Source organism: Streptomyces sp. NPDC026206, from assembly GCF_040638465.1.
In the GTDB taxonomy this organism is placed as follows: domain Bacteria; phylum Actinomycetota; class Actinomycetes; order Streptomycetales; family Streptomycetaceae; genus Streptomyces.
Genome location: NZ_JBEZYL010000029.1, coordinates 16,134 through 38,271, shown reverse-complemented (window position 1 = coordinate 38,271; position 22,138 = coordinate 16,134). Strand labels below are relative to the sequence as shown.

The following is a 22,138-nucleotide window of genomic DNA, read 5'->3' as shown; positions in this document are numbered from 1 at the left end:
GCCACTCGTCCGTGTTATTGACGGATCGTCGGATGAGCCCGGGGCTCTTGGTAGGTTTCGATCCGCAGGCTTGATCGCGTACCCCTTCACTGCAAGCGCTCGGCACGGCCCGTCCTGAGGAGGCCGCATTGCGAGGATCCGCACCGGAGTCAGCATCACGGAACGCACCCCCGGCCGGCAGGCGAAGAAGCCGCCGTGCGCGGACGGCCGGTGCTCTCGCGTCGGCCGCCCTGCTGCTGCCGCTGGTGGCGGCCGGTCCCGCCACCACCGCGGAGCGGCCGGGCTCCGCCGCACTGCAGCAGGAATTCGCCGCCGCGGCGGCGAAGTACCACGTGCCGGGCAACGTGCTGCTCGCCCTCTCCTACCTGCAGTCGCGCTGGGACACCCATGGCGGGGCACCCAGCGTGACCGGCGGCTACGGCCCCATGCACCTCACCGACGCGGCCACGGCCCTGGCCGCCGCCCCGCACCACAGCGAGCCCGGTGAGGACGCCCGGGGTGACATCGCCCGGCCGCGCGGCTCCACCCGGGCGGCCGTCCCCGCACCCGCGACGCTTCCCGCCCGGCTGCGTACCCTTCCGCGCGCCGCCGAGCTGACCGGGCACTCCCCCAAGGAGCTGCGGGAGAGCGCCGCCGCCAATGTCCAGGGCGGTGCCGCCCTGCTCGCGGCCGAGCAGAAGCGGCTCGGCCTGCCGCTGAGCGAGGACGCCGCCGACTGGTACGGCGCGGTGGCCGGCTACGCCGGCGCGTCCGACACCGCGACGGCGGCCACCTTCGCGAACGACGTCTACGACGTGCTCCGTACCGGCCTGCGGCGCACCACCGACAGCGGCCAGCAGGTCGCCCTGCCCGGCAGCCCGGGCCTGGCGCCGCGCACCGGGCAGGTGCGGCGGCTGGGGCTCTCCCGGGTCGGGGCCGACGGCGTCGAGTGCCCGGCGACGGTGGCCTGCGAGTCGATCCCGGCTCCGTACCAGCCGCTGGAGGGCAAGGACTACGGCAACCACGACATCGCCGACCGCCCGGCGTCGCAGAAGGTCGACTACATCGTCATCCATGACACCGAGGGGTCTTGGGAGACGACGATCAGGCTCATCAAGGACCCGGCGTACGTCTCATGGAACTACACCATCCGTTCCGGGGACGGGCACATCGCCCAGCACGTGCCGACCAAGGACGTCGCCTGGCACGCAGGCAACTGGTACATGAACGCGAAGTCCGTCGGCATCGAGCACGAGGGCTTCCTGGCCCAGCCCGACGCCTGGTACACGGAGGAGATGTACCGCACGTCCGCGCGGCTGGTGCGGCACCTGGCGCAGAAACTGAATATTCCGCTGGACCGGCAGCACATCCTGGGCCACGACAACGTCCCGGGGACGATCCCGTCGACGATCCGCGGCATGCACACCGACCCGGGCCCGTTCTGGGACTGGGCGCACTACTTCGAACTGATGGGCCGGCCCTTCCACGCCACGGCGAGCCCCTTCAGCGGGATGGTCACCATCGCGCCCGACTACGACGAGAACGAGCCGGTCTACACGGGCTGCGTCAAGGCGGGCGAGACGTGTGCTCCGCACGGCTCGGGCGCGGTCCGGCTGCGCACCGCGCCCCGCGACGACGCCCCGCTGGTCAAGGACATCGGCCTGCGACCGGACGGGAGCCCCTCGACGACCGATGTCAACGACACGGGCGCCCGCGCCTCCACCGGACAGCAGTTCGCCGTCGCCGACCGGGAGGGCGGCTGGACCGCGATCTGGTACCTGGGGCAGATGGCCTGGTTCCGCAACCCGTGGTGGGACCCGGCTGCCATCGGCGCGCGCGGGCAGATGATCACACCGAAGGAGGGCCTGAGCGAGATCCCCGTCTACGGGCGCGCGTACCCGGAGAAGGAGGCCTACCCGGAGGGCGTGCCGGTGCAGGGGGTGACGCCGCTGCCGTACAGGCTGCCCGCGGGGCAGGCGTACGTCATGGGCGCGACGTCCCCGGGCGAGTACCTGTGGGCGACCACGTTCGAACCGGCGGGCCACAAGGTGATCCGGGGCGAGGACGTCTACTACGAGATCCAGTTCGGGCACCGGGTGGCCTTTGTGAAGGCCTCGGACGTGACGGTCCGCCCCTCGAACCGGTAGTGGCACCGCACGGCCGGAGCCCGGCGCGCCGAGGGCGTGCCGGGCTCCGGTGCTGCGGTGCCTGTGGTGTCCCGGCCTAGCCGGCCTGGAACATCTCCGCGGGCAGCGGCTTGAGCAGCTGGTAGAGGTCATCGGTGATCGGCCGGTCCCAGCTGGCGATCGTGACGAGGACGCCGTCGCTGCGGTCGAACTGCGTGCAGGAGATCCGGCTCTCGGAGCACTTCAGCCGCCGCACGATGAGCAGATTGTCCTCGTGCATGACCGGCACGTCCTCGGTCTCCACCACCTCGACCGGCTCGTCGTTGCCGAGCGCCGCCAGCAGCTGCGCCACCTCGAAGGGCGGCTGTCCCTCGCCGAGGTCCCGTGCCGGGGAGCCCTCGGGCAGGTTGCCGATGATCATCGCGGGGCCGCGTCCGCCGAACAGGTCGTAGCGGAGGAAGACCCCCTGGCAGCTTCCGTCGGGCGCGGGCAGCAGCCCGGCCCCGAGGTCACCCGGCCAGTCCCCGGGGTCCATGGCGAGGACGTCGAAGTCCGGCCCGGTGGGGGTGGCGGCGCTGCGGCGGCGGAGGAACGACATGCCCACATCGTACGTGCCCGCCCCCGTGCCGTGCCCGCGGGGAACCCGTGTGGGCGGTGCGTGCCCGCGACAGCGGATCATGCCTCCGCGGCCGGCGCCTGCGTGAGATCGGCGCGGCGCCTACGTGAGATCGAATTCGCCGTCCCGTGCGCTCAGCACGAAGGCCCGCCACTCCCCCGGGGAGAAGATCACGGCCGGGACGTCCGGGTCACGCCTGTCCCGCATGGCGATGTAGCCCTCGACGAAAGCGATCTGGACGTTGCCCCGCCTGCCCCGGCTGCTCGCCTGCCACCTGGCGGTGGCGAGATCGAGCTCCGGCTTCACGTCGCCCGCCAGTTGTTCAGTCGTGCTGTCCGCCACGTCCGCACTCCTCCCGGCTCGTCGTCGCCGCCCACACTAGCGAGCGACGCCCGTGCCGCACAGGCCGCGCGGGGCCTCAGGTGGTGGGCGGGGCGTCGCCGACGAGCCACATGGAGAAGAACTGCGCGCCGCCCCCGTAGGCGTGGCCCAGCGCCCGGCGTGCGCCCGGCACTTGGTGCTCCCCGGCCCGGCCGCGGACCTGCAGGGCGGCCTCGGCGAAGCGGAGCATGCCGGAGGCGCCGATGGGGTTGGTGGACAGCACCCCGCCGGAGGGGTTGACGGGCAGGTCGCCGTCGAGCCCGGTAGCTCCGGACTCGGTGAGCTTCCATCCCTCGCCCTCGGCGGCGAAGCCGAGGTTCTCCAGCCACATCGGCTCGTACCAGCTGAAGGGCACGTACATCTCGACGACGTCAATCTCGCGGCGCGGGTCGCTGATGCCGGCCTGCCGGTAGACGTCGGCGGCGCAGTCACGGCCGGCGCGGGGCGAGACGAAGTCCTTGCCGGGGAAGAGCGTGGGCTCGCTGCGCATGGCGCCGCCGTGCAGCCAGGCCGGCGGGTGCGGGGAGCGGGCGGCGCCTGCGCGGTCGCTGAGGACCATGGCGCAGGCGCCGTCGGAGGACGGGCAGGTCTCGGAGTAGCGGATCGGGTCCCACAGCATGGGTGAGGAGCGCACCTTCTCCAGGGTGAGGCCGTGTTCGTGGAGGTGGGCGAAGGGGTTCTTCAGGGCGTTGCGGCGGTCCTTGTGTGCGACGAGGGTGCCGGTCGTCCCCGGTGCGCCGCTGCGGCGGATGTAGGCGCGTACGTGCGGGGCGAAGAAGCCGCCGGCGCCGGCGAGGAGGGGCTGCTGGAAGGGGACGGGCAGGGACAGGCCCCACATGGCGTTGGACTCGGACTGTTTCTCGAAGGCCAGGGTCAGCACGGTGCGGTGGACGCGGGCCGCGACGAGGTTCGCGGCGACGAGGGCGGTGGAGCCGCCGACGGAACCGGCGGTGTGCACGCGCAGCACGGGCTTGCCGACGGCGCCGAGCGCGTCGGCGAGGTAGAGCTCGGGCATCATGACGCCCTCGAAGAAGTCGGGGGCCTTGCCGATGACGACGGCTTCGATGTCGGACCAGGTCAGGTGGGCGTCGGCGAGGGCGCGCAGGGCCGCTTCGCGGACGAGGCCGGCGATGGACACGTCCCGCCGTGCGGCGGCGTGCTCGGTCTGACCGATGCCGACGACGGCGACGGGTTCCCGGTGCGCGGTGCTCATGCGCCCTCCCCTTCGAGTACGGCGACGAGGTTGTGCTGCAGGCAGGGCCCGGAGGTTGCGTGGGCCAGCGCCCGGTCGGACGCACCACGGTGGATGCGGGCGGCCGCCTCGCCGAGGCGGATGAGGCCGGTGGCCATGACGGGGTCGGCGGCGAGGGCGCCACCGGAGGGGTTGACGGTGACGGTGTCGTCGAGGCGGAGCGCGGTGCGCAGGACGACTTCCTGGGCGGTGAAGGGGGCGTGGAGTTCGGCGGTGTCGACGGGGGCGTCGAAGGCTCCGGCGTGTTCGGCGGCCAGGCACGTGGAGGGGGAGTCGGTGAGGTCGCGCAGGCCGAGGGCGTGTGCCTCGATGCGGTGGTCGATGCCGCGGATCCAGGCGGGCCGGGCGCACATGCGGCGCGCGGTGTCCCCGGCGGCGAGGACGACGGCGGCGGCGCCGTCGGTGACGGTGGGGCAGTCGCCGGTGCGCAGTGGCCGTACGACGTATTCGCCGGCCGGTGCCGGGTCGTGCGGTCCGCTGCCGGCGGCGGTGCGGTTGCGGACGGCGATGGCGGCGAGCGCGGCCTCGTCGGTGCGGCCGGCGTCGATGAGGGCCTGCGCCTGGAGGGCGGCCAGAGCGACGGAGTCGGGCCACAGCGGTGCGAGGTAGTAGGGGTCGAGCTGGCGGGTGAGGACGTCGCGCAGAGTGCCGGAGCAGGGTTTGCCGTGAGCGTAGACGAGGGCGGTCTCGGCCTGGCCGGTCAGGATTTTCACCCAGGCCTCGTAGAGCGCCCAGGCCCCGTCCATCTCGACGTGGGACTCGGCGACGGGTGGCCAGGCGCCGACGCCGTCGAGGGCCAGGGTGAAGGAGAAGGGGCGGCCGGCGAGGTAGTCGCTCGACCCGGAGCAGGTGAAGTCCGCCTCGCCCGGGGCGAGTCCGGCCCGGCCGAGCGCCTCGCTCACGACGGGCAGCAGCATCTCGGCCTCCGACAACCCGTCCGTGGGGTACCGGTGGCCGCTCTGGGCGAAGGCGACGATCGCGACGTCCCTGGGGTGATCGCTCACAGCAGCCCCTTGTAGGTGTCGTAGTCGGCGTCGGGCTCGCCGGTGGGCCGGTAGTGGGCGGGGTGGCGGCCGGGCCCGCCGCCGGCTCCTTCCGTCCATACGGGCGTCACGCGCAGCCCCATGCGCACCTGGTCGCAGGGGATGCCGTCGATGCGGCCGTGCAGGGCGAGGTCGGCGCCGTCGAGGGCGATGTGGGCGTAGACGTAGGGGACTTCGATGTCCAGGCCTTTGGCCTTGATGTTGACGACGCAGAACGTGGTGACGGTGCCGTGCGGTCCCACCTCGACCTGTTCCGTGGTGGCGATGCCGCAGGTGGGGCAGGCGCCGCGCGGTGATACGCAGACCTTGCGGCAGGACGGGCAGCGCTCGCCGAGGATCCTGCGTGCGGCCAGGGCGTCGAGGTAGCGGGTCTGGGCGCGGCCGGGCGTGTAGGTGTAGTCCAGGCGGGCGGGGGCCGTGATGCCGGTGACGGGGTCGGTGAACGCGCCGTGGTGCGGGGCGGCGTGGGCGGTGCCGGTGCCGTCGTACGGTTCGAAGCAGGCGATGTCGGTGACGGCGCCTTCGCGCCGGGCGGCCCAGCGGACGCGGACGCGCATGCCGGTGCGCACGGCGTCGGGCCCGTCCGCGTCGAGGGCGTGCAGCAGTGCGGTGTCGGCGCCGTCGAGCCGTACCAGCACCCAGGCGAAGGGGTGCCGCAGTGGCTGTTCACGGCGCGGTGCGGGGTTCCAGGCCCAGGTGGTGACCGTGCCGGTGGTACCGACCTCGACGAGGTCACGGATCTCCTCGGCGGTGGTGGGGTCGTACTCCACGGGCGGTACGAGGACCCGGCCGTCCCGCGTCCGTACGCCCAGCACGGTGCGTTCGCGCAGTCCGGTGAGGAAGGCGCTCTGCACGGGGCCGAGGGAGCGGGTGAAGGGGAAGGAGACGACGAGGGGTGCGGTGAGGTGCTCCGGCATGGGGTGCGTCCTGCCTCTCAGCTGCGCCGGTAGACGGGGGGCCGCTTCTCGGCGAAGGCGCGGGCGCCTTCCTTCGCGTCGGCGGTGTCGAGGACCGGCCGGCCGCGCTCGAGTTCGAGCGCGAGTGCCTCTGTCTCTCCCATCCCCTCGGTGTCGTGGACGCTGGCCTTGACGGCCTCGACGGCGAGGGGGCCGTTGGCGTTGACGAGTTCGGCGGTCTCCAGGGCCCGCTCCAGCGCGGTGCCGTCCGGGACGACGTGTCCGACGAGACCGATGCGCTCGGCTTCGGCGGCGGTGTACGCGCGCCCGGTCAGGAGCATTTCGAGGGCGTGGGTGCGGGGGATCTGCCGGGGCAGCCGGACCGTGGAGCCGCCGATGGGGAAGAGGCCGCGCCGCACCTCGAAGAGGCCGAAGGTGGCGCCGCGGGCGGCGATGCGGATGTCGGTGCCCTGGAGGATCTCGGTGCCACCGGCCACGCAGGGGCCCTCGACGGCGGCGATGACGGGCTTGCGCGGCCGGTAGTGGCGGAGCATGGCCTTCCAGTGCAGGTCGGGGTCGGCCTTGAACCGCTCCCGGACCGGGTCGTCGCCCGGCTCCCGTGCGGCCAGCGCCTTGAGGTCCATGCCGGAGCAGAACGCGCCGCCCGCGCCGGTGAGGACGACCGAGCGGATGGTGTCGTCGGTGTCCGCGAGCAGCCAGCCGTCGTGGAGTCCGGCCAGCATCGGGAGCGAGAGCGCGTTCCTCGCCTCCGGCCGGTTCAGGGTGAGCACGAGCGTGGCGCCGACGCGGCGCACGGTGAGGTGTTCGGTGCCGCCCATGGCGGTCCTCCCGTCGTGAGACCCCCACCAGCGTGCAGGAGGCGGTGGTGGGGTTCAATAGTTTGCTGACAAGCCGTCAGATTCCTTGGGTGCGGCTCTTCCCACCTCCGCGCCGCGGCGCTCCAATGGCCGCCATGGACTACAACCTCGCGGATCTCTTCGAGTCGGTGGCCGACGCGGTGCCCGGCCGGGAGGCCCTGGTCCACCTCGACCACCCGGGCACCGGCAGCGAGCGCAGAATGACGTACGCGGAGCTCGACGCGGCCGCCAACCGGCTCGCCCACCACCTCCTCGACAGCGGCATCGGCCCGGGCGAGCACGTGGGGCTCCACCTCTGCAACGGCGTCGCCTACCTCCAGACCCTCTTCGCCTGCCTGAAGATCCGGGCCGTGCCGGTCAACGTCAACTACCGGTACGTCGAGGACGAGCTCGCCTACCTCTACCGCGACGCCGACCTGGTGGCACTCGTCTTCGACGCCGCCTTCACGGCACCCGTGGCGGCGGCCCTGCCCCGGGCGGGGCGGTTGCGCCACCTGGTAAGGGTGGGCTCCCCGCCCGCCGGCGCGCCGGAGCCGCGCATCGCCCCCGTCGCCCTCGCGGACGCCCAGGCCACGGGCTCCGCCGCGCGCGGCTTCGCGCCGCGCTCCGGCGACGACCGCTTCCTGATCTACACGGGCGGCACCACCGGCATGCCCAAGGGCGTGGTGTGGCGGCAGGAGGACCTCTTCTTCTCCGGGCTCGGCGGCGGGGCGCCCACGGGTGAGCCGGTGAAGCGGCCCGGGGAGCTGGCCGAGCGGGTCGCGGCGGGCGGCGAGGGACTGGTCTTCTTCCCCACCGCGCCGCTGATGCACGGGACGTCCACGCTGACCGCTCTCATCGCCTTCGGCTTCGGGCAGAAGGTCGTCCTGCACCGCAAGTTCGCGCCCGAGGAGGCCCTGCGCACCGTCGCACGGGAGCGGGTCAGCAGCCTCTCGCTGGTCGGGGACGCGATGCTGCGCCCGCTGCTGGACGCCCTGGCCGGGCCCCTGCGGGACGCCGACTGCTCCTCGCTGCTGAGCGTCAGCAGTTCGGGGGCGATCCTCTCGGAGACCGTGCGGGCGCAGTTCGCCGCGCTGCTGCCGGGGGTGCGGCTGCTGAACAACTTCGGCTCCTCCGAGTCCGGCTTCAACGGCACCGCCACCGAGGACTCCGGACCCGAGCGGGGTTTCCGGCTGCGCGTCAACGACCGCACGGCCGTCGTCGACCCGGCCACGCACCGGCCGGCCGCCCCCGGCGAGACCGGGCGGATCGCCCAGCGCGGCCACGTGCCGCTCGGCTACTACAACGATCCGCACAAGACCGCCGAGACCTTCTTCACGGCGGGGGGCGAGCGCTGGGTGCTGCTCGGCGACATGGCGACGGCCGGCGCGGACGGCGTGATCACCGTCCTCGGCAGGGGCTCGCAGTGCATCAACACCGGCGGCGAGAAGGTGTTCCCCGAGGAGGTCGAGCAGGCACTGAAGGCACATCCGGCGGTCTACGACGCGCTCGTCGCAGGCATCCCCGACGCCCGCTGGGGGCAGCGCGTCGCGGCGGTCGTCCAGCCCCGCGAGGGCGCGGACCCGCCCACTCCGGACGTCCTCCAGGCGCACTGCCGGGCCCGCCTCGCGGGGTACAAGGTGCCGCGCACCGTGGTCCTCACCGGGCGCATCCACCGCTCCCCCAGCGGCAAGGCGGACTACCGCTGGGCCCGGAGGGTGGCCGAGGGCTCCCTGTGAACGCCCCCGGCGAGCGAGGGCCGGGGCCCGGGGCGGGCCCCGGTTACGGGACGGGCGGGCCGGGGAAAGATCCACCATGACGGACTCCCACGACCTCATGGGCGACAGGGACGCGGCGGAACACATGCCGCGCGAAGAGCTGACCGTGCTGCAACTGAGCCGGCTGCGCCGCACCCTGCGGAACGCCTACGACAACGTCCCGTTCCACCGCCGGTCGTTCGACGCCGCGGGCCTGCGCCCCGAGGACTGCCGTACGCTCGCGGACCTCGCCCGTTTCCCCGTCACCACGAAGGCGGACCTGCGCGAGCACTACCCCTTCGGCATGTTCGCCGTGGACCGCTCGCGGGTGCGGCGCATCCACGCCTCCAGCGGCACGACGGGCACGCCGACCCTCGTCGGCTACACGGAGCGCGATCTGGATATCTGGGCCGGTGTGGTGGCCCGTTCCCTGCGGGCGGCGGGCTGCCGGCCCGGCGACATGGTGCACATCGCCTACGGATACGGGCTGTTCACCGGCGGGCTGGGCGCCCATTACGGCGCCGAGCGGCTGGGCTGCACGGTCATCCCCGCCTCCGGCGGGATGACGGACCGTCAGGTGCGGATCATCCAGGACCTTCGCCCCCGGGTCATCATGGTCACGCCCACGTACATGCTCACCCTGCTCGACGAGTTCGAGCGGCAGGGCATCGACCCGCGCACCACGTCACTGCGGGTGGGTGTCTTCGGTGCCGAGCCGTGGACCGAGGAGATGCGCCGGGAGATCGAGGAGCGCTTCGCCATCGACGCCGTCGACATCTACGGCCTGTCGGAGGTGATCGGCCCCGGCGTGGCACAGGAGTGCGTGGAGACCAAGGACGGACCGCACATCTGGGAGGACCACTTCTACCCGGAGGTCGTCGACCCCCTCACGGGTGATGCCCTGCCCGACGGTTCGCCCGGCGAGCTGGTCCTCACCTCGCTCACCAAGGAGGCCATGCCCGTCATCCGCTACCGCACCCGCGACCTGACGCGGCTGCTGCCCGGCACGGCCCGCCCCTTCCGCCGGATGGAACGGGTCACCGGGCGCACCGACGACCTGATCATCCTGCGGGGGGTCAATCTCCACCCGTCGCAGATCGAGGAGATCGTGCTGTGCACGCCGGGCCTCGCTCCCCACTTCCAGCTGCGGCTGACCCGCGAGGGACGGATGGACCACCTCACCGTACGGGCCGAGGCGCGCCAGGGGGTGACACCCTGCCAACGGGCCGCGGCCGCCGAGGAGATCGTCCGCCGGGTGAAGGACGGCATCGGGGTCTCGGTGACGGCCGAGATCGTGGATCCGCAGACCCTTGAGCGGTCGGCGGGCAAGCTCCGGCGGGTCGCGGACCTGCGGCCCGGGCGATGAGCGGCATACCCGCTCGCGGGCCGGACAGACGGACGACGGTTGCGCCACGCCCCCGCCGGGGGCCCTTGTTGCAGCAGTTCGGCTTCGCCCGCGAGCGCCTCACCGACCGGCTGGCGGGCCCGGTGATGGACAGCGGCACCTGGCGCCTCAGCCACCTCAGCGAGCTGCTGGCCCTGCGCGCCGACCACACCGACGGCAGCCACTCCCTGCCCCGGGACGACTATGCCGTCGCCGGGGACGCCGCCACGGCGATCGCGGCCTTCGACGCAGCCGCCACGGCATGGCGAACGGCCCTCCTCGGCGTCGACGACCCGGCGCTCGACACAGTGGGGCACAGCACGTATCCGCATGGCAGCGACCCTGAGGACCCCTTCATCGACATCGTGTGGTGGGTCAACCAGGAACTGCTGCACCACGGAGCCGAGATCGCGCTGCTCCGCGACCTCTACCGGGCGCGGCAGCGCTGACCGGCGACGCCGGCCCTCCGGGCAGCACTGCCGGTGGCGGCCTGTTGACCTCAAGCGCGGTTGATGTCCGATGCTGAAGCCACCACCCACCGCCGCGGGATCCACGCCCGGCGAACGCCACCAGGAGAGCACGAAATGCACGCGATACGGCTGCACGCCTACGGTCCCGCCGAGAACCTGAGCTACGAAGCGGTGCCGGACCCGGTCCCCGCCGAAGGGCAGGTGCGGATCGATGTCCAGGCGAGCGGGGTCCACCTGATCGAGACCACTCTTCGCCGCGGCCTCGGGATCGGCCCGCACCTCCCGCCAAAGCTGCCGACCGTTCTCGGCGGGGAGGTCGCCGGTGTCGTCGGGGCGGTCGGCCCGGGGGTCGACGCGCACTGGCTGGGCCGCCGGGTCGTCGCTCAACTGGCATCGGGCGGGTACGCCGAGCAGGCGGTCGCGGCCGTCGACTCCCTTCATCTGATTCCCGATCACCTGGACGCCGATGCCGCCGTGGCGATGATCACGACCGGGGCCACCGCACAGGGAGTGCTCGCGGTCGCCCGGCTGACCGCTGACGACGTCGTGCTGGTGATGTCGGCGGCCGGCGGGCTGGGCAGCCTGTTCGTGCAGGCGGCACACGCCGCCGGTGCCGTCGTCGTGGGCGTGGCCGGCGGCCCGGCGAAAACGGAACGGGTCCGTGCGCTCGGTGCGGACGTCCCCGTCGACTATCGCGCCGACGACTGGCCCACGCAGGTTCGCGAGGCTCTGGACGGGCGCGAGGTGAGTGTGGTTCTCGACGGTGTCGGCGGCGCTTTGGGCCGCCGGGCGCTGGAACTGCTCGGCCCCGGAGGGCGGTTCCTGCTGCACGGCTGGGCGTCGGGGGAGCCGACCGAGATCAGCACCCGGGATCTCGTCGAGCGTCAGCTGACCGCGACCTGGGCGATCGGACCGAACATGATCCCCGCCGGTGGTTTGCGCGAGCTGGCGGCCCGGTCGCTGAACGAGGCGGCGGAGGGCCGGCTCGTCCCGTTGATCACCCGGTTCCCGCTCACCCGGGCCGCGGACGCGCACGCCGCTCTGGAAGGCCGCCGGGCCGAGGGCAAAGTGGTGTTGACGTCCCCGTAGCCGGGGTCCCCGTGCTCGCGAGAGGGCGCACCGCGTCGGCCGCGCGGTGCGCCCTCGGTCGGTGCCGCGAAGGTCAGACGTCTATCTGGATGGCCTCCATGCGGCGGGACTGGCCGGTGGTGCCGACCGTGACGGAGGTGCCGCGCACGGCGTTCTGCCAGCCGATGTCCTGTACGTGCGCCCGGGCCGCGACGGACCCGGAGGCGACCGTGATGTGGAGGGCCTCCATACGGCGGGACTGGCCGGTGGTGCCCGCGACGACGTTCTGGTAGTCGTTGCCGCAGCGGGTGCCCTGCCAGCCGATGTTCGCGAGGTGGGCGTTGAGACATATCCCGCCCACGTTGCCCGTGGCGACCTCGATGGCCTCCATGCGCCTCGACTGGCCGGTGGTGCCCGCGACCTTGCCGTCACAGACGACGGGCAGCCAGCCGAGGTCGGCCACGTGGACGCGGTAACACACGATCCGGGCGGCCGCGGTGCCGCGCTTGGCCAGCTCGGCCTTGACCGCGTCGGCCGCCGTGACGGCGGTGCTGCCTCTGGTGGCCGGGGCAGAGGATGTCTGTGCCTGTGCGGTCGCCGTACCCGTGAGGCCCATGACGGCCGCCGCGGACAGTGCGAGCAGTGCCTTGCCGCTCTTGGTGACGAAGCCGTTCACAGCAGTCTCCTCCTGTTGATGGGCTTACCGCCGTCCTGTCTAGCGACTCCTGGGAGGCAGCAGGACCCCTTTGCGGGGCATCGGCCGGGAACCGCTGCGGACCGGCGGAGTCCGCACGGTCGGAAAGCCGTCACACCGCGCGGTCCCGGCCACGCCAGTACGGTTCGCGCAGATGCCGCTTGTAGAGCTTGCCGTTGGGATCGCGTGGCATGGCCGGGATGAAGTCCACGGACCTGGGCCGCTTGTAACCGGCCAGCCGGTGGGCGCAGTGGGCGAGGAGGGCGGCGGCCAGCTCCTCGCCGGGCCGGTGGCCGTCGGCCACCTCCACGACGGCCTTGACCTCCTCGCCCCAGTCGTCGTGCGGGATGCCGAAGACGGCGGCGTCGGCGACGGCGGGATGGGACAGGAGGGCGGACTCGATCTCGGCGGGGTAGATGTTGACGCCGCCCGAAATGATCATGTCGATCTTGCGGTCGTGCAGGAAGAGATAGCCGTCCTCATCCAGGTGGCCGAGGTCGCCGACGGTGAAGAAGTCGCCGATCCGGCTCTCCGCCGTCTTGGCCGCGTCCTTGTGGTAGGCGAAGCGGCCGGTGGTCATCCTCAGGTAGACGGTGCCGACTTCGCCCGCGGGAAGCGGTTTGCCGTCGTCGTCGAGGACGGCGAGTTCGCTGATGGGCCAGGCCCGGCCCACTGTGCCGGGCTTGCGCAGCCAGTCCCCGGCCGTGGCGAACGCGCCGCCGCCCTCGCTCGCCGCGTAGTACTCCTCGACGCAGGGGCCCCACCAGCCGATCATCGCCCGTTTCACATGGCCGGGGCAGGGGGCGGCGCCGTGGACGGCGTGGCGCATGGAGGAGACGTCGTAGGCGGTCCGTACGTCCTCCGGCAGTGCCAGCAGGCGCTGGAACTGGGTGGGGACCATGTGCGTGTGGGTGCACCGGTGGGTGTCGATCAGGCGCAGCATCTCCTCGGGCGTCCACTTGTCCATCAGCACCAGCCGGTGACCGATGTGCAGCGACGCGGCCGCGAACTGCAGAACGGCCGTGTGGTAGAGCGGTGAGCAGACCAGGTGGACGTTGCCGCCGAACGGCTCGATGCCGAAGATGCCGAGGAAGCCGCCGAGATGGCTCTCCTCGGGCGGCCTGCCGGTCAGGGGGCGGCGGATGCCGCGGGGGCGTCCTGTGGTGCCGGAGGTGTAGTTCATGACCCAGCCGAGGGTGCGGCCGCCGGGCGGGGTACCGGGGTTGCCGTCGAGGAGCGTGGCGTACGGGTGGAAACGGGCGATGTCCCCGACGGCGTAGCGGTGGGTGGCGGGCAGGCCGGCCTCGTCGGCGGCGGCGGTCGCGGCCGCCGCCCAGCGCTCGTGCGCGATGAGCGCCTTGGCACCGGAGTCGGCGACGATCCAGGCGATCTCCGGTGCGAGGAGGTGGTGGTTGACGGGGACGAGGTAGAAGCCGGCCTGGGTGGCGGCGAGATGGGCGGTGAGGAACTCGGCGCCGTTGGGCAGGACGGTCGCGAAGGCGTCGCCTTCGCGGAGCCCGGCGGCGCGCAGCCCGTGGACGAGCCGGTTGGCGGCCTCGTGCAGCCGACCTGCCCTCCAGGCTTCGCCGCTCGGGGTGATCAGGGCCCTGCGGCCGGGGTCGGCGGTGGCTTGGGCCCAGAAACCGTTCCGGGTCTCGGTCATGACGTGGCGTCCTCCTGGGGCAGGTGTTGCAGGTGCGGGCCATGGGCTGGTGGTGCCCGGTGGAACGAGGGCCCACGACCGCCTAGGCACGCCCCGCGATGCGGTCGAGGCGCTCCACGGCTCGTTCGAAGCCGCGGGTGAGGTCGTCGACCACGGCCTGCACGCCCCGCACCGTGTCCATGCGGCCGACGATCTGGCCCACCGGTGTACCCAGCAGCGGGACGGCCTCGTACTTCTGGATGCGGGAGAGGGCCTCGGCGACGAGCAGGCCCTGGAGCGGCATGGGCAGGGCACCGGGGCCGCCCGGGTCCTCCCAGGCGTCGGTCCAGGCGGTGCGCAGCTGGCGGGCGGGCTTGCCGGTCAGGGCCCGGGAGCGGACGGTGTCCCCCGAACCGGCGGCCAGGAGCTTGGCGGTGAGGGCGCGGGAGGTCAGGCCGGCCTCCTCGGTGGCGAGCCAGAGCGAGCCGAGCCAGACGCCCTGCGCGCCGAGCGCGAGGCCGGCGGCGATCTGTTCGCCACTGCCGATGCCGCCGGCGGCCAGCACCGGCAGCGGGTCGACGGCCCGTACGACCTCGGGGGTGAGCACCATGGTGGCGATCTCCCCGGTGTGGCCGCCGGCTTCGTAGCCCTGGGCGACGACGACGTCGACGCCGGCGTCCGCGTGGCGGGTGGCGTGCCGGGCGCTGCCGGCGAGCGCGGCGACGAGGGTGCCGTGGCCGTGCGCGCGGTCGATGACGTCGGCGGGCGGGGGACCGAGGGCGTTGGCGAGGAGCTTGACGGGGTAGTCGAAGGCGGTGTCGAGCTGGCCGCGGGCGACGTCCTCCATCCATCCGGTGATGCGCCACCCACAGGCCTCGCCGTCGGCGAGCGGGGGCACGCCGTAGCGGGCGAGGGTCTCCTGGACGAAGCGGCGGTGTCCGGCCGGGATCATCGCCTCGACGTCGGCCTCGCTCACTCCTTCGACCTTTTTCGCGGGCATGACGACGTCGAGTCCGTACGGTCTGCCGCCGGTGTGCGCCTCCATCCAGTCGAGGTCGCGCGCGAGGTCGCCGGGGGCGTGGTAGCGCACGGCGCCCAGGACGCCCAGGCCGCCGGCGCGGGTGATGGCGGCGGCGACCGCGGGGAAGGGGGTGAAGCCGAAGAGGGCGTGCTCGATTCCCATCCGCCTGCTCAGCTCGGTCCGCATGGGCGGCAGGATGCCGCAGCGGGGCCGGGCGGGGGAACCCGGCGGAAGCATCTTTCTGACACAACGTCAGGTCGGTGGCTGGAGTCCACGCGTGGCACGGGTCCGGCGCAGCGCCGCCACCTGCCGGTAGAGCTCGACGGCCTCGGTGGAGCGGCCCAGCTGTTCCAGGCAGTGGGCCTCGTCCTGGCGGCTGGCCAGGGCGTCGGGGTGGGCCGCGCCCAGCACCCGCTGGCGGGCCTGCGCGACGTCGCGGTAGACGGCGAGCGCGTCGGTCCAGCGGCCGAGCCAGCCGAGCCCGACCGCCACCTCGCGGCGGCTGACGAGGGTGTCGGGGTGGTCGGCGCCCAGCACCCGGGCACGGATCGCGCAGACGTCGCGCGCCTCGGCCAGTGCCTCCTCCCAGCGGCCGAGGCGGCCCAGGTTGACGCCCAGTCCGTGCCGGGCGCGCAGCGTGTCGGGGTGGGCCGGGCCCTGGGCGCGCGTGCGGTCCGCGACGAGCTCACGGTAGAGCTCCAGGGCCTGCGCGCTGCGGCCGAGGCGGCCCAGGCAGATGCCGGCCTCGTAGCGGGCGGCGAGCGCGTCCGGCTCGTCGGGGCCGAGCACGCGGGCGCGGGCGGCGGCCACCTGCTCGTAGGTGCGCAACGCCTCCGTCCAGCGGCCGAGCTGGCCCAGTGCGTAGCCGACCTCGTAGCGGGTGACGAGCGTGTCGGGGTGCTCGGGACCCAGGACGCGGGCGCGGGCGGCCGCGACGTCGCACGCCATGCTGTACGAGTCCTCCAGCCGGCCCAGTCTGCTCAGGTTGAAGGCGAGGTTGTGGCGGCAGCGCAGGCTGTCGGGGTGGTCGGTGCCCATGACGCGCTCCCGGGCGGCGAGCACCGCGGTGTACACCTGATGGGCCTCGAAGTGCCGGCCGAGCTGGCCGAGCACGTACGCCGTCTCCTGGCGTGCGGCGAGCGTGTCCGGGTGCTCGGCGCCCAGCGCACGCTCCCGCCCGGCCGCCGTCCGCGCGAACTCGCGCAGCGCGTCGTGCGGCTGCCCGAGCCGGCTGAGGGCGAATCCGACCTCGTAGCGGCTGGCGAGCGTGTCGGGGTGGTCCGGGCCCAGGATCCGCTCGCGCTCGGCGGCGACGGCCCGCTGCACCTCGCCGGCCTCGGCCCAGCGGTCGAGCCGGGCGAGCCGCAGCCCCTCGCTGTGGCGCCCGGCGAGCTCGGCGAGCAGTTCGGACGGCGGGCGCTCGGCCCCGGCGGTACCGGGCGCCGTCCGGCGGGCACCGGTGCCGCCGGGGCCGGGGTGCTCCTCCCACGGGCCGGTCCACGCGCCGGTGAGGACGGCGGAGGGGTCGGGCGGCGGCTGAAGGGAGCCGGTGCCGGCCGCCTTGGAGCCGGTGGTCATGTTCCTGGCCCAGCCCGGCAGCCGGGGCGGTTCGGGCAGCCGGACCGGGGAGGGCAGGGGCCGGGGGCGCCCTTCGGGCAGAGTGCGGCGCGAGGGCGCGCCGGCCCGGTACGGGGGCAGGGCGGCGATGCGCCGCACGAGGTCGCCCGCGTCCTGGGGCCGGTCGCCCGGGTCCTTGGCCAGCAGGTCGAGGACGATGCGCTCGAAGGGCCCGGGGAGCCCGGGGCGCAGCTCGCACGGCGGCCGCGGCGGGGTGTCGCGGTGGCCGACGAGCACGGCCCACGCGTCGTCCATGTCGAAGGGCGGGGCGCCGGTGGCGAGCTCGTACAGCACACAGCCGAGCGAGTACAGGTCGCTGCGGTGGTCGACGTTCCCGGCGCCGATCTGCTCGGGGGACATGTAGTGCGGGGTGCCCATGGCGATGCCGGTGCCGGTGAGGCGGGTGGAGAAGCCGATGTCGTGGGCCAGCCGCGCGATGCCGAAATCGCATATTTTCACGGTGCCGTCGGTGAGGCGGACGATGTTGGCGGGCTTGAGGTCGCGGTGCACGATGCCCTGCCGGTGGGTGTAGGCGAGGGCGGCCCCGACCTGCTCGGCGATCTCGATGACCTCGGGCACGGGCAGCGGGTGGTGCTTGTTGTCCTCCAGCAGCTGGCTGAGGTTGCGGCCGTCGAGCAGCTCCATGACGAGGTACAGCACGCCCTCCGCCTCGCCGAAGTCGTGGACGACCGTGATGCCCCGGTGCTGCAGGGAGGCCGCGACGCGTGCCTCGCGCCGGAACCGCTCGCGCAGTACCCGAAGGTAGGACTGTTCGTGCTGGCGTCCCATCGGCTTGAGGCACTTGACGGCCACCTGGCGGCCGAGCGATTCGTCGCGGGCCCGCCACACCTCGCCCATCCCGCCCCGCCCGATCAGGTCGAGCAGCTGGTACCGGCCCTGGATCAGCCTGGTGTCCGCCATGCTGTGCCGCCGCCCCCGTCGATTCGCTCCGCCTCCCCCGGCTCCTCAAGTATGGCGGCCCGTCTGCGCGGCTTGTAGGCCGACGGACGGGCGCCGGGGCCGGATCGGCGGCGTCCGCCGTGCGAAGTCAGCGGCGCACCCTGGGCATTCCCAGGCCGAGCCAGGAGATGATCTCCCGCTGGATCTCGTTGTTGCCGCCGCCGAAGGTGAAGATGACGGCGCTTCGGTAGCCGCGCTCCAGCTCGCCGTGGAGGACGGCGCCCGTGGAGCCCTCCTTGAGGGGCCCGGCCGCGGCGAGGACCTCCATCAGCCAGGCGTACGCGTCGCGGCGCGCCTCGGAGCCGTAGACCTTGACGGCGGAGGCGTCCTGCGGGGTGAGGGTGCCGCGCTGGAGGGCGTCGACCATCCGCCGGTTCAGCAGCTTCATGGCGTCCAGCCGTATGTGCGTACGGGCGAGCCGGCCGCGTACCCAGCCGAGGTCGATGACGCGGCGGCCGTCGGCGAGCCCGGTCGCCGCGGCCCAGTCCCGCACGTCGCGCAGGGCCCTGATGGCGGTGGCGCCGTGGGCGGCCAGGGTGACGCGCTCGTGGTTGAGCTGGGTGGTGATCAGGCGCCAGCCCTGGTTCTCCTCGCCCACCCGGCGGGTCATGGGGACGCGGACGTTGTCGTAGTAGCTCGCGGTGGTGTCGTGGGAGGCCAGGGTGTTGATCAGGGTGCAGGAGTAGCCGGGGTCACTGGTGGGGACGAGGAGGATGCTGATGCCCTTGTGGGGCGGCACCCCGTCCTGCACGGGGGCGGTGCGGACGGCGAGCCAGACCCAGTCGGCGGTGTCGCCGTTGGTGGTCCAGATCTTCTGCCCGTTGACGACGTAGCCGTCCCCGTCGCGCACCGCCCGGGTGGTGAGGGAGGCCAGGTCGGTGCCGGCGCCCGGCTCGCTGTAACCGATGGCGAAGTCCAGCTCGCCGGAGAGGATCCCCGGAAGGAAGTACGCCTTCTGCTCCTCGGTGCCGAACTGCATGAGCGTGGGGCCGACCGTGTTGAGCGCCATGAGCGGCAGCGGCACACCCGCCTGCGCGGCCTCGTCGAAGAAGATGAACTGTTCCATGGGCGTCATCCCGCTGCCCCCGTACTCCTTCGGCCATCCCACGCCGAGGCGGCCGTCCGCGCCGAGGCGGCGGATGGTCTGTCGGTAGAAGCGCTTGCGCCCGGCCGGGTCGGCGTGCCGGGTGTACGCGTCGTCGGGCACCAGATCCGCGAAGTACGCGCGCAGCTCGTTCCGTAACCGCTGCTGCTCCGGGGTGTACTGGAGATCCACGGCCCCTCCATGTCGTCGCCGGCGGTTCCTGTGGGTACGGGCGCACACGGTAGAACGCGTTGCAGTAATTCGGAAGCCGGGCGGGGCGCGAGCTTGCTGGGCCGCCGAGGCGGCGGGCCGGGGCGTTCGGGGCTCCGCGGCAGCCATGACACAGCTGTGACACAGCCATGACGCAGCATGGCGGACCCCCGTCAGGAGATCCGCCATGTTCAGGTGCGGTTGCCGGGGGCCTCAGCGCCCCGCGTGCCGGCGGTGCCGTCCGTGGCCGGGCGCGGGGTGTGCGTGCTCGTCGTACCCGGCGTACTCACCGTCGCGATCGGCCGCCGCGAGCGCGGCCCGCTCCTCGGCGAGGCCGTAGCGCCCCAGCAGACCGCCCAGCACCGGCAGGCGCTCCAGGTTCGGCAGCAGCCAGGCGTGCCACAGGCCGGTGACGAAAAGGATCGCGGAACTGGCGATCAGCACCGAGCCGAACGTGTCGGTCGGGTAGTGGGCGCCGACGTACATCCGGGAGAAGGCGACCAGCAGCACCGCGAAGACGCCGCAGACGACGACCGTGCGGCGGTGCCGGGACTCGCGGAAGAGGAAGAACACGGCGATGGCGACCGCGACGGTGAAGGCGGTGTGACCGCTCGGGAAGCTGTTGGAGCCGATCTCGGGGTCCAGCATGAACTCACGCGGCGGCCGGTTGCGGGCCACGATGGCCTTGGCGATCTGGGTGCTGTTCCAGCCGATCGCGACCACGAGGAAGGTGGCCGACGCCGCGATGGGGCGGCGCTTGACGAACAACAGCCACCCGCACCAGACCGCAAGGATGATCACGCCGGCGACCGGCGACGCGCAGGCGCTGACCGCCTCCATCGTGTGGTTCAGCCAGCCGGTGCGCGAATGGGTCTGGATCGTCCGGTCCAGATCCAGGTCGTGCGGCTGGATCAGCCTGGTATGCGCAGCGACCAGTCCGAGCGCGATCGCGGTCGCGAACAGCAGGACGGAGTTGCGCAGCCAATGGCGCACGTAGGGCATGGGTGGGGCGTCCTTCGTATCGGTATGGCGGTACCGGGTCGGCAGCGCGGTATGCGTACCGTCGGGTGACGAGTACATGCCGCACAGATGACGTCAGCGCGGCTGTACAGCAAAAACTACACGCGCCGGGCCGTGCGCCTCGGTCCCGCCCGTGGCGGTACGGGTCCGGCACCCGCGATGCGGTCACCCTGCGTGAAAGGGCGCTCTACCCCCAGTCCACGACCAGCCGCTCGCCCTGTACGGCCACCTCGGTACCGAAGGCGGCACAGGCGCGGGAGAACCGGTCGCGGATCCACTGCCGGTCCTCATCGCGCGCCACCGTGGTGTGGCAGTGGTCCAGGTACAACGGCACCGCCTCCAGCCGCACCGGCCGGTGCCGCGCCGGAGCGGGGCCGTCGAGGGTGACCAGGAAGAGCAGCCCCAGATCGTTGCGGAGGCGGGGGTCGACCGCGTAGTCGTCGACGAAGTCGCCCATGTCGTGGACGACGCGGCCGGCGACCCCGTGGAAGACGTGCGCCGAGTGCCCGGCGATCAGTGTCGCCCCGGCGCCCAGCAGCGCCGCCGCCGCGTCGCGCACATGGCGGGGCGGCCGGGTGGTCATGTTGGGCCCCCAGTGCGGGGTGACCAACACGGCATCGGCCTCGGCGGCCGCCCGTGCCACCAGCTCCGTGAGCCATGCCGGAACGCCCCTGTGGAGGTCGGCGAAGGCCACGCCGGGGCGGCCCTCCCCCGCCGCGAAGTCCTCCGGGTGATCGGTGACGCCGATCACAGCCAGCCGTACGCCGTCCGCCTCCAGGACGGCGAACGCACGGGCGGCGCCGGCGTCCGGCCCCGCTCCCACCACCCGGACCCCGGCCCGGGTCAGCAGGTCGCGGGTGTCCGCCAGGGCGTCGAAGCCGAAGTCCAGGGCGTGGTTGTTGGCGAGCGTGACGCAGTCCACGCCCAGCTCGGCGAGGATGCGGGCGGCGGCCGGCGGGGCCCTGAAGAAGAACGGTTTGCCGGGCGCGGGCCAGGGCTCGCCCCGGCCGGAGACGCAGCACTCCAGATTGGCCACGAACAGATCGGCCCCGGCGATGATCTCCCGCAGTTCGTCGCACAGGATCGCGCCGGGCTCCGGCGCCTGCGCCAGCCGCTCGCCGACGCCGCGCCCCAGCATGGTGTCACCGGCCATCACCACCGTGATCGGCGCCATCCCCGCGCCTCCCGTCCGTCCGCCGCCCCCGCCGCCAAGTATGCGACGAGCGGCTCCCGGAACGGCGAGAGCCGGTTCACCGGCGGGGGCGGCACCAGCCGGGGGGCGCGGCACCGGCCGGGCGCGGCACCGGCGGGGGCCGGCCAGTTATCAGCCGACGGAGCCCTTCCCGTCACCCTTCGCCCACAGGGAGCGCACGTGCCCCAGGTGGCGCGCCATGCACTTCTCGGCGCCCTCGGCGTCGCCCGCCAGCATCAGGTCGAGGAGCTCCAGGTGCTCCTCGGCCGAGGGGATCAGCTCGCCGCGCTCGTCCAGGGCGGTGAGCCCGTACAGGCGCGAGCGCTTGCGCAGGTCGCTCACGGTCTCGACGAGGCGTTCGTTGCCGGAGAGCGCCAGCAGGGTGAGGTGGAACTGCCGGTCGGCCTCCAGATAGCCGATGAGGTCGTGCTCGCGCGCGGCGCGCACGATCTCCTCGGCGACGGGGCGCAGCACTTCGAGGTCCTCGCGGGCCGCGGTGCGCGTGATCCGGCCGGTCATCGGGACCTCGATCAGGGTGCGGATCTCGGTGTACTGGTCCAGGTCGCGCTCGTTGACCTCGGTCACCCTGAAGCCCTTGTTGCGGACGGGCTCGACCAGGCCCTCGCGGGCCAGGTCGAGCATCGCCTCGCGCACGGGCGTCGCGGAGATACCGAAGTCCTCCGCGAGCCCCGGCGCCGAGTAGACCTCGCCGGGGCGCAGTTCGCCGGAGATCAGCGCGGCCCGCAGCGCATGGGCGACCTGATCGCGCAGCCGCTCTCTGGCAGTGATGAGGTTGCGCTGCTTCAGGTGCCCCATGGTGTCCCTTTCGTGCCCCGATGGACTGGACCACCAGCGTACAATGTCACATT

General features: G+C 73.2%; 19 protein-coding genes. 5 read left to right on the top strand and 14 right to left on the bottom strand.

From position 1 onward, the window contains the following. Positions 1-245: 245 nt before the first annotated feature. Complete coding sequence (locus tag AB0F13_RS26820; RefSeq protein WP_362087441.1) at positions 246-2,126, top strand: peptidoglycan recognition family protein; 1,881 nt, start codon at positions 246-248, stop codon at positions 2,124-2,126. A 76-nt stretch (positions 2,127-2,202) separates the two neighbouring features. On the opposite strand, the gene AB0F13_RS26815 is transcribed toward AB0F13_RS26820, so the two are convergent. From AB0F13_RS26815 to AB0F13_RS26790, 6 genes are all read right to left on the bottom strand, one after another. Further along, positions 2,203-2,703 (bottom strand): hypothetical protein, encoded by a 501-nt coding sequence (locus AB0F13_RS26815; protein ID WP_190109561.1) that lies wholly within the window; start codon positions 2,701-2,703, stop codon positions 2,203-2,205. Positions 2,704-2,823: 120 nt separating this feature from the next. After that, positions 2,824-3,063 (bottom strand): DUF397 domain-containing protein, encoded by a 240-nt coding sequence (locus AB0F13_RS26810; protein ID WP_361888798.1) that lies wholly within the window; start codon positions 3,061-3,063, stop codon positions 2,824-2,826. Between the two features lie 76 nt (positions 3,064-3,139). Further along, entirely contained in the window at positions 3,140-4,315 is a 1,176-nt protein-coding gene (locus AB0F13_RS26805; RefSeq protein WP_362087437.1) for a thiolase domain-containing protein, read from the bottom strand. Continuing rightward, entirely contained in the window at positions 4,312-5,358 is a 1,047-nt protein-coding gene (locus AB0F13_RS26800; RefSeq protein ID WP_362087434.1) for a lipid-transfer protein, read from the bottom strand. Before AB0F13_RS26800 ends, AB0F13_RS26805 begins: the two co-directional genes overlap by 4 nt. Further along, the gene (locus AB0F13_RS26795; protein ID WP_362087431.1) at positions 5,355-6,314 is read right to left on the bottom strand and encodes an OB-fold domain-containing protein; all 960 of its coding nucleotides are present in this window, start codon (positions 6,312-6,314) and stop codon (positions 5,355-5,357) included. Before AB0F13_RS26795 ends, AB0F13_RS26800 begins: the two co-directional genes overlap by 4 nt. A 17-nt stretch (positions 6,315-6,331) precedes the next feature. Next, positions 6,332-7,132 (bottom strand): crotonase/enoyl-CoA hydratase family protein, encoded by an 801-nt coding sequence (locus AB0F13_RS26790; RefSeq protein WP_362087428.1) that lies wholly within the window; start codon positions 7,130-7,132, stop codon positions 6,332-6,334. Between the two features lie 134 nt (positions 7,133-7,266). Between AB0F13_RS26790 and AB0F13_RS26785 the strand changes: the two genes are divergently transcribed. The 4 genes from AB0F13_RS26785 (at position 7,267) to AB0F13_RS26770 (ending at position 11,850) form a co-directional block, all read left to right on the top strand. Beyond that, positions 7,267-8,889, top strand: coding sequence for an acyl-CoA synthetase (locus AB0F13_RS26785; RefSeq protein WP_362087425.1), 1,623 nt, complete (start codon positions 7,267-7,269; stop codon positions 8,887-8,889). 76 nt (positions 8,890-8,965) lie between these two features. Next, complete coding sequence (paaK, locus tag AB0F13_RS26780; RefSeq protein WP_362087422.1) at positions 8,966-10,273, top strand: phenylacetate--CoA ligase PaaK; 1,308 nt, start codon at positions 8,966-8,968, stop codon at positions 10,271-10,273. Continuing rightward, positions 10,270-10,740 (top strand): DinB family protein, encoded by a 471-nt coding sequence (locus AB0F13_RS26775; protein WP_362087419.1) that lies wholly within the window; start codon positions 10,270-10,272, stop codon positions 10,738-10,740. Before paaK ends, AB0F13_RS26775 begins: the two co-directional genes overlap by 4 nt. A gap of 135 nt (positions 10,741-10,875) precedes the next feature. After that, the gene (locus tag AB0F13_RS26770; RefSeq protein WP_362087417.1) at positions 10,876-11,850 is read left to right on the top strand and encodes a zinc-binding dehydrogenase; all 975 of its coding nucleotides are present in this window, start codon (positions 10,876-10,878) and stop codon (positions 11,848-11,850) included. Between the two features lie 73 nt (positions 11,851-11,923). Here AB0F13_RS26770 and AB0F13_RS26765 read toward each other — a convergent pair whose 3' ends face one another. The 8 genes from AB0F13_RS26765 to AB0F13_RS26730 all read right to left on the bottom strand — a co-directional run bounded on the left by AB0F13_RS26765 (position 11,924) and on the right by AB0F13_RS26730 (position 22,085). Next, on the bottom strand, positions 11,924-12,505 hold the full coding sequence (locus tag AB0F13_RS26765; protein ID WP_362087414.1) for a hypothetical protein: 582 nt from the start codon (positions 12,503-12,505) through the stop codon (positions 11,924-11,926). A gap of 130 nt (positions 12,506-12,635) precedes the next feature. Continuing rightward, the gene (locus AB0F13_RS26760; protein WP_362087411.1) at positions 12,636-14,186 is read right to left on the bottom strand and encodes an acyl-CoA synthetase; all 1,551 of its coding nucleotides are present in this window, start codon (positions 14,184-14,186) and stop codon (positions 12,636-12,638) included. 82 nt (positions 14,187-14,268) lie between these two features. After that, positions 14,269-15,372, bottom strand: coding sequence for a nitronate monooxygenase family protein (locus AB0F13_RS26755; protein ID WP_362087408.1), 1,104 nt, complete (start codon positions 15,370-15,372; stop codon positions 14,269-14,271). A 66-nt stretch (positions 15,373-15,438) separates the two neighbouring features. Next, a complete protein-coding gene (locus AB0F13_RS26750; protein WP_362087405.1) occupies positions 15,439-17,724 on the bottom strand; it encodes a tetratricopeptide repeat protein in 2,286 nt (761 codons plus the stop codon). 127 nt (positions 17,725-17,851) lie between these two features. Next, entirely contained in the window at positions 17,852-19,039 is a 1,188-nt protein-coding gene (locus AB0F13_RS26745) for an acyl-CoA dehydrogenase family protein (protein ID WP_362087402.1), read from the bottom strand. Positions 19,040-19,270: 231 nt separating this feature from the next. Beyond that, on the bottom strand, positions 19,271-20,059 hold the full coding sequence (locus tag AB0F13_RS26740; protein ID WP_362087399.1) for a phosphatase PAP2 family protein: 789 nt from the start codon (positions 20,057-20,059) through the stop codon (positions 19,271-19,273). A 205-nt stretch (positions 20,060-20,264) separates the two neighbouring features. Continuing rightward, positions 20,265-21,251 (bottom strand): CapA family protein, encoded by a 987-nt coding sequence (locus AB0F13_RS26735; protein ID WP_362087396.1) that lies wholly within the window; start codon positions 21,249-21,251, stop codon positions 20,265-20,267. Between the two features lie 150 nt (positions 21,252-21,401). Then, on the bottom strand, positions 21,402-22,085 hold the full coding sequence (locus AB0F13_RS26730) for a GntR family transcriptional regulator (protein ID WP_362087393.1): 684 nt from the start codon (positions 22,083-22,085) through the stop codon (positions 21,402-21,404). Positions 22,086-22,138 lie beyond the last annotated feature (53 nt).

Bases quoted from the DNA above. Each gene is read 5' to 3' on its own strand.
- AB0F13_RS26795 (WP_362087431.1), bottom strand. From the start codon at position 6,314: ATGCCGGAGCACCTCACCGCACCCCTCGTCGTCTCCTTCCCCTTCACC.
- paaK (WP_362087422.1), top strand. From the start codon at position 8,966: ATGACGGACTCCCACGACCTCATGGGCGACAGGGACGCGGCGGAACAC.
- AB0F13_RS26740 (WP_362087399.1), bottom strand. From the start codon at position 20,059: ATGCCCTACGTGCGCCATTGGCTGCGCAACTCCGTCCTGCTGTTCGCG.
- AB0F13_RS26750 (WP_362087405.1), bottom strand. From the start codon at position 17,724: ATGGCGGACACCAGGCTGATCCAGGGCCGGTACCAGCTGCTCGACCTG.
- AB0F13_RS26730 (WP_362087393.1), bottom strand. From the start codon at position 22,085: ATGGGGCACCTGAAGCAGCGCAACCTCATCACTGCCAGAGAGCGGCTG.
- AB0F13_RS26815 (WP_190109561.1), bottom strand. From the start codon at position 2,703: ATGTCGTTCCTCCGCCGCCGCAGCGCCGCCACCCCCACCGGGCCGGAC.
- AB0F13_RS26775 (WP_362087419.1), top strand. From the start codon at position 10,270: ATGAGCGGCATACCCGCTCGCGGGCCGGACAGACGGACGACGGTTGCG.
- AB0F13_RS26760 (WP_362087411.1), bottom strand. From the start codon at position 14,186: ATGACCGAGACCCGGAACGGTTTCTGGGCCCAAGCCACCGCCGACCCC.
- AB0F13_RS26785 (WP_362087425.1), top strand. From the start codon at position 7,267: ATGGACTACAACCTCGCGGATCTCTTCGAGTCGGTGGCCGACGCGGTG.
- AB0F13_RS26755 (WP_362087408.1), bottom strand. From the start codon at position 15,372: ATGCGGACCGAGCTGAGCAGGCGGATGGGAATCGAGCACGCCCTCTTC.
- AB0F13_RS26770 (WP_362087417.1), top strand. From the start codon at position 10,876: ATGCACGCGATACGGCTGCACGCCTACGGTCCCGCCGAGAACCTGAGC.
- AB0F13_RS26790 (WP_362087428.1), bottom strand. From the start codon at position 7,132: ATGGGCGGCACCGAACACCTCACCGTGCGCCGCGTCGGCGCCACGCTC.
- AB0F13_RS26735 (WP_362087396.1), bottom strand. From the start codon at position 21,251: ATGGCGCCGATCACGGTGGTGATGGCCGGTGACACCATGCTGGGGCGC.
- AB0F13_RS26805 (WP_362087437.1), bottom strand. From the start codon at position 4,315: ATGAGCACCGCGCACCGGGAACCCGTCGCCGTCGTCGGCATCGGTCAG.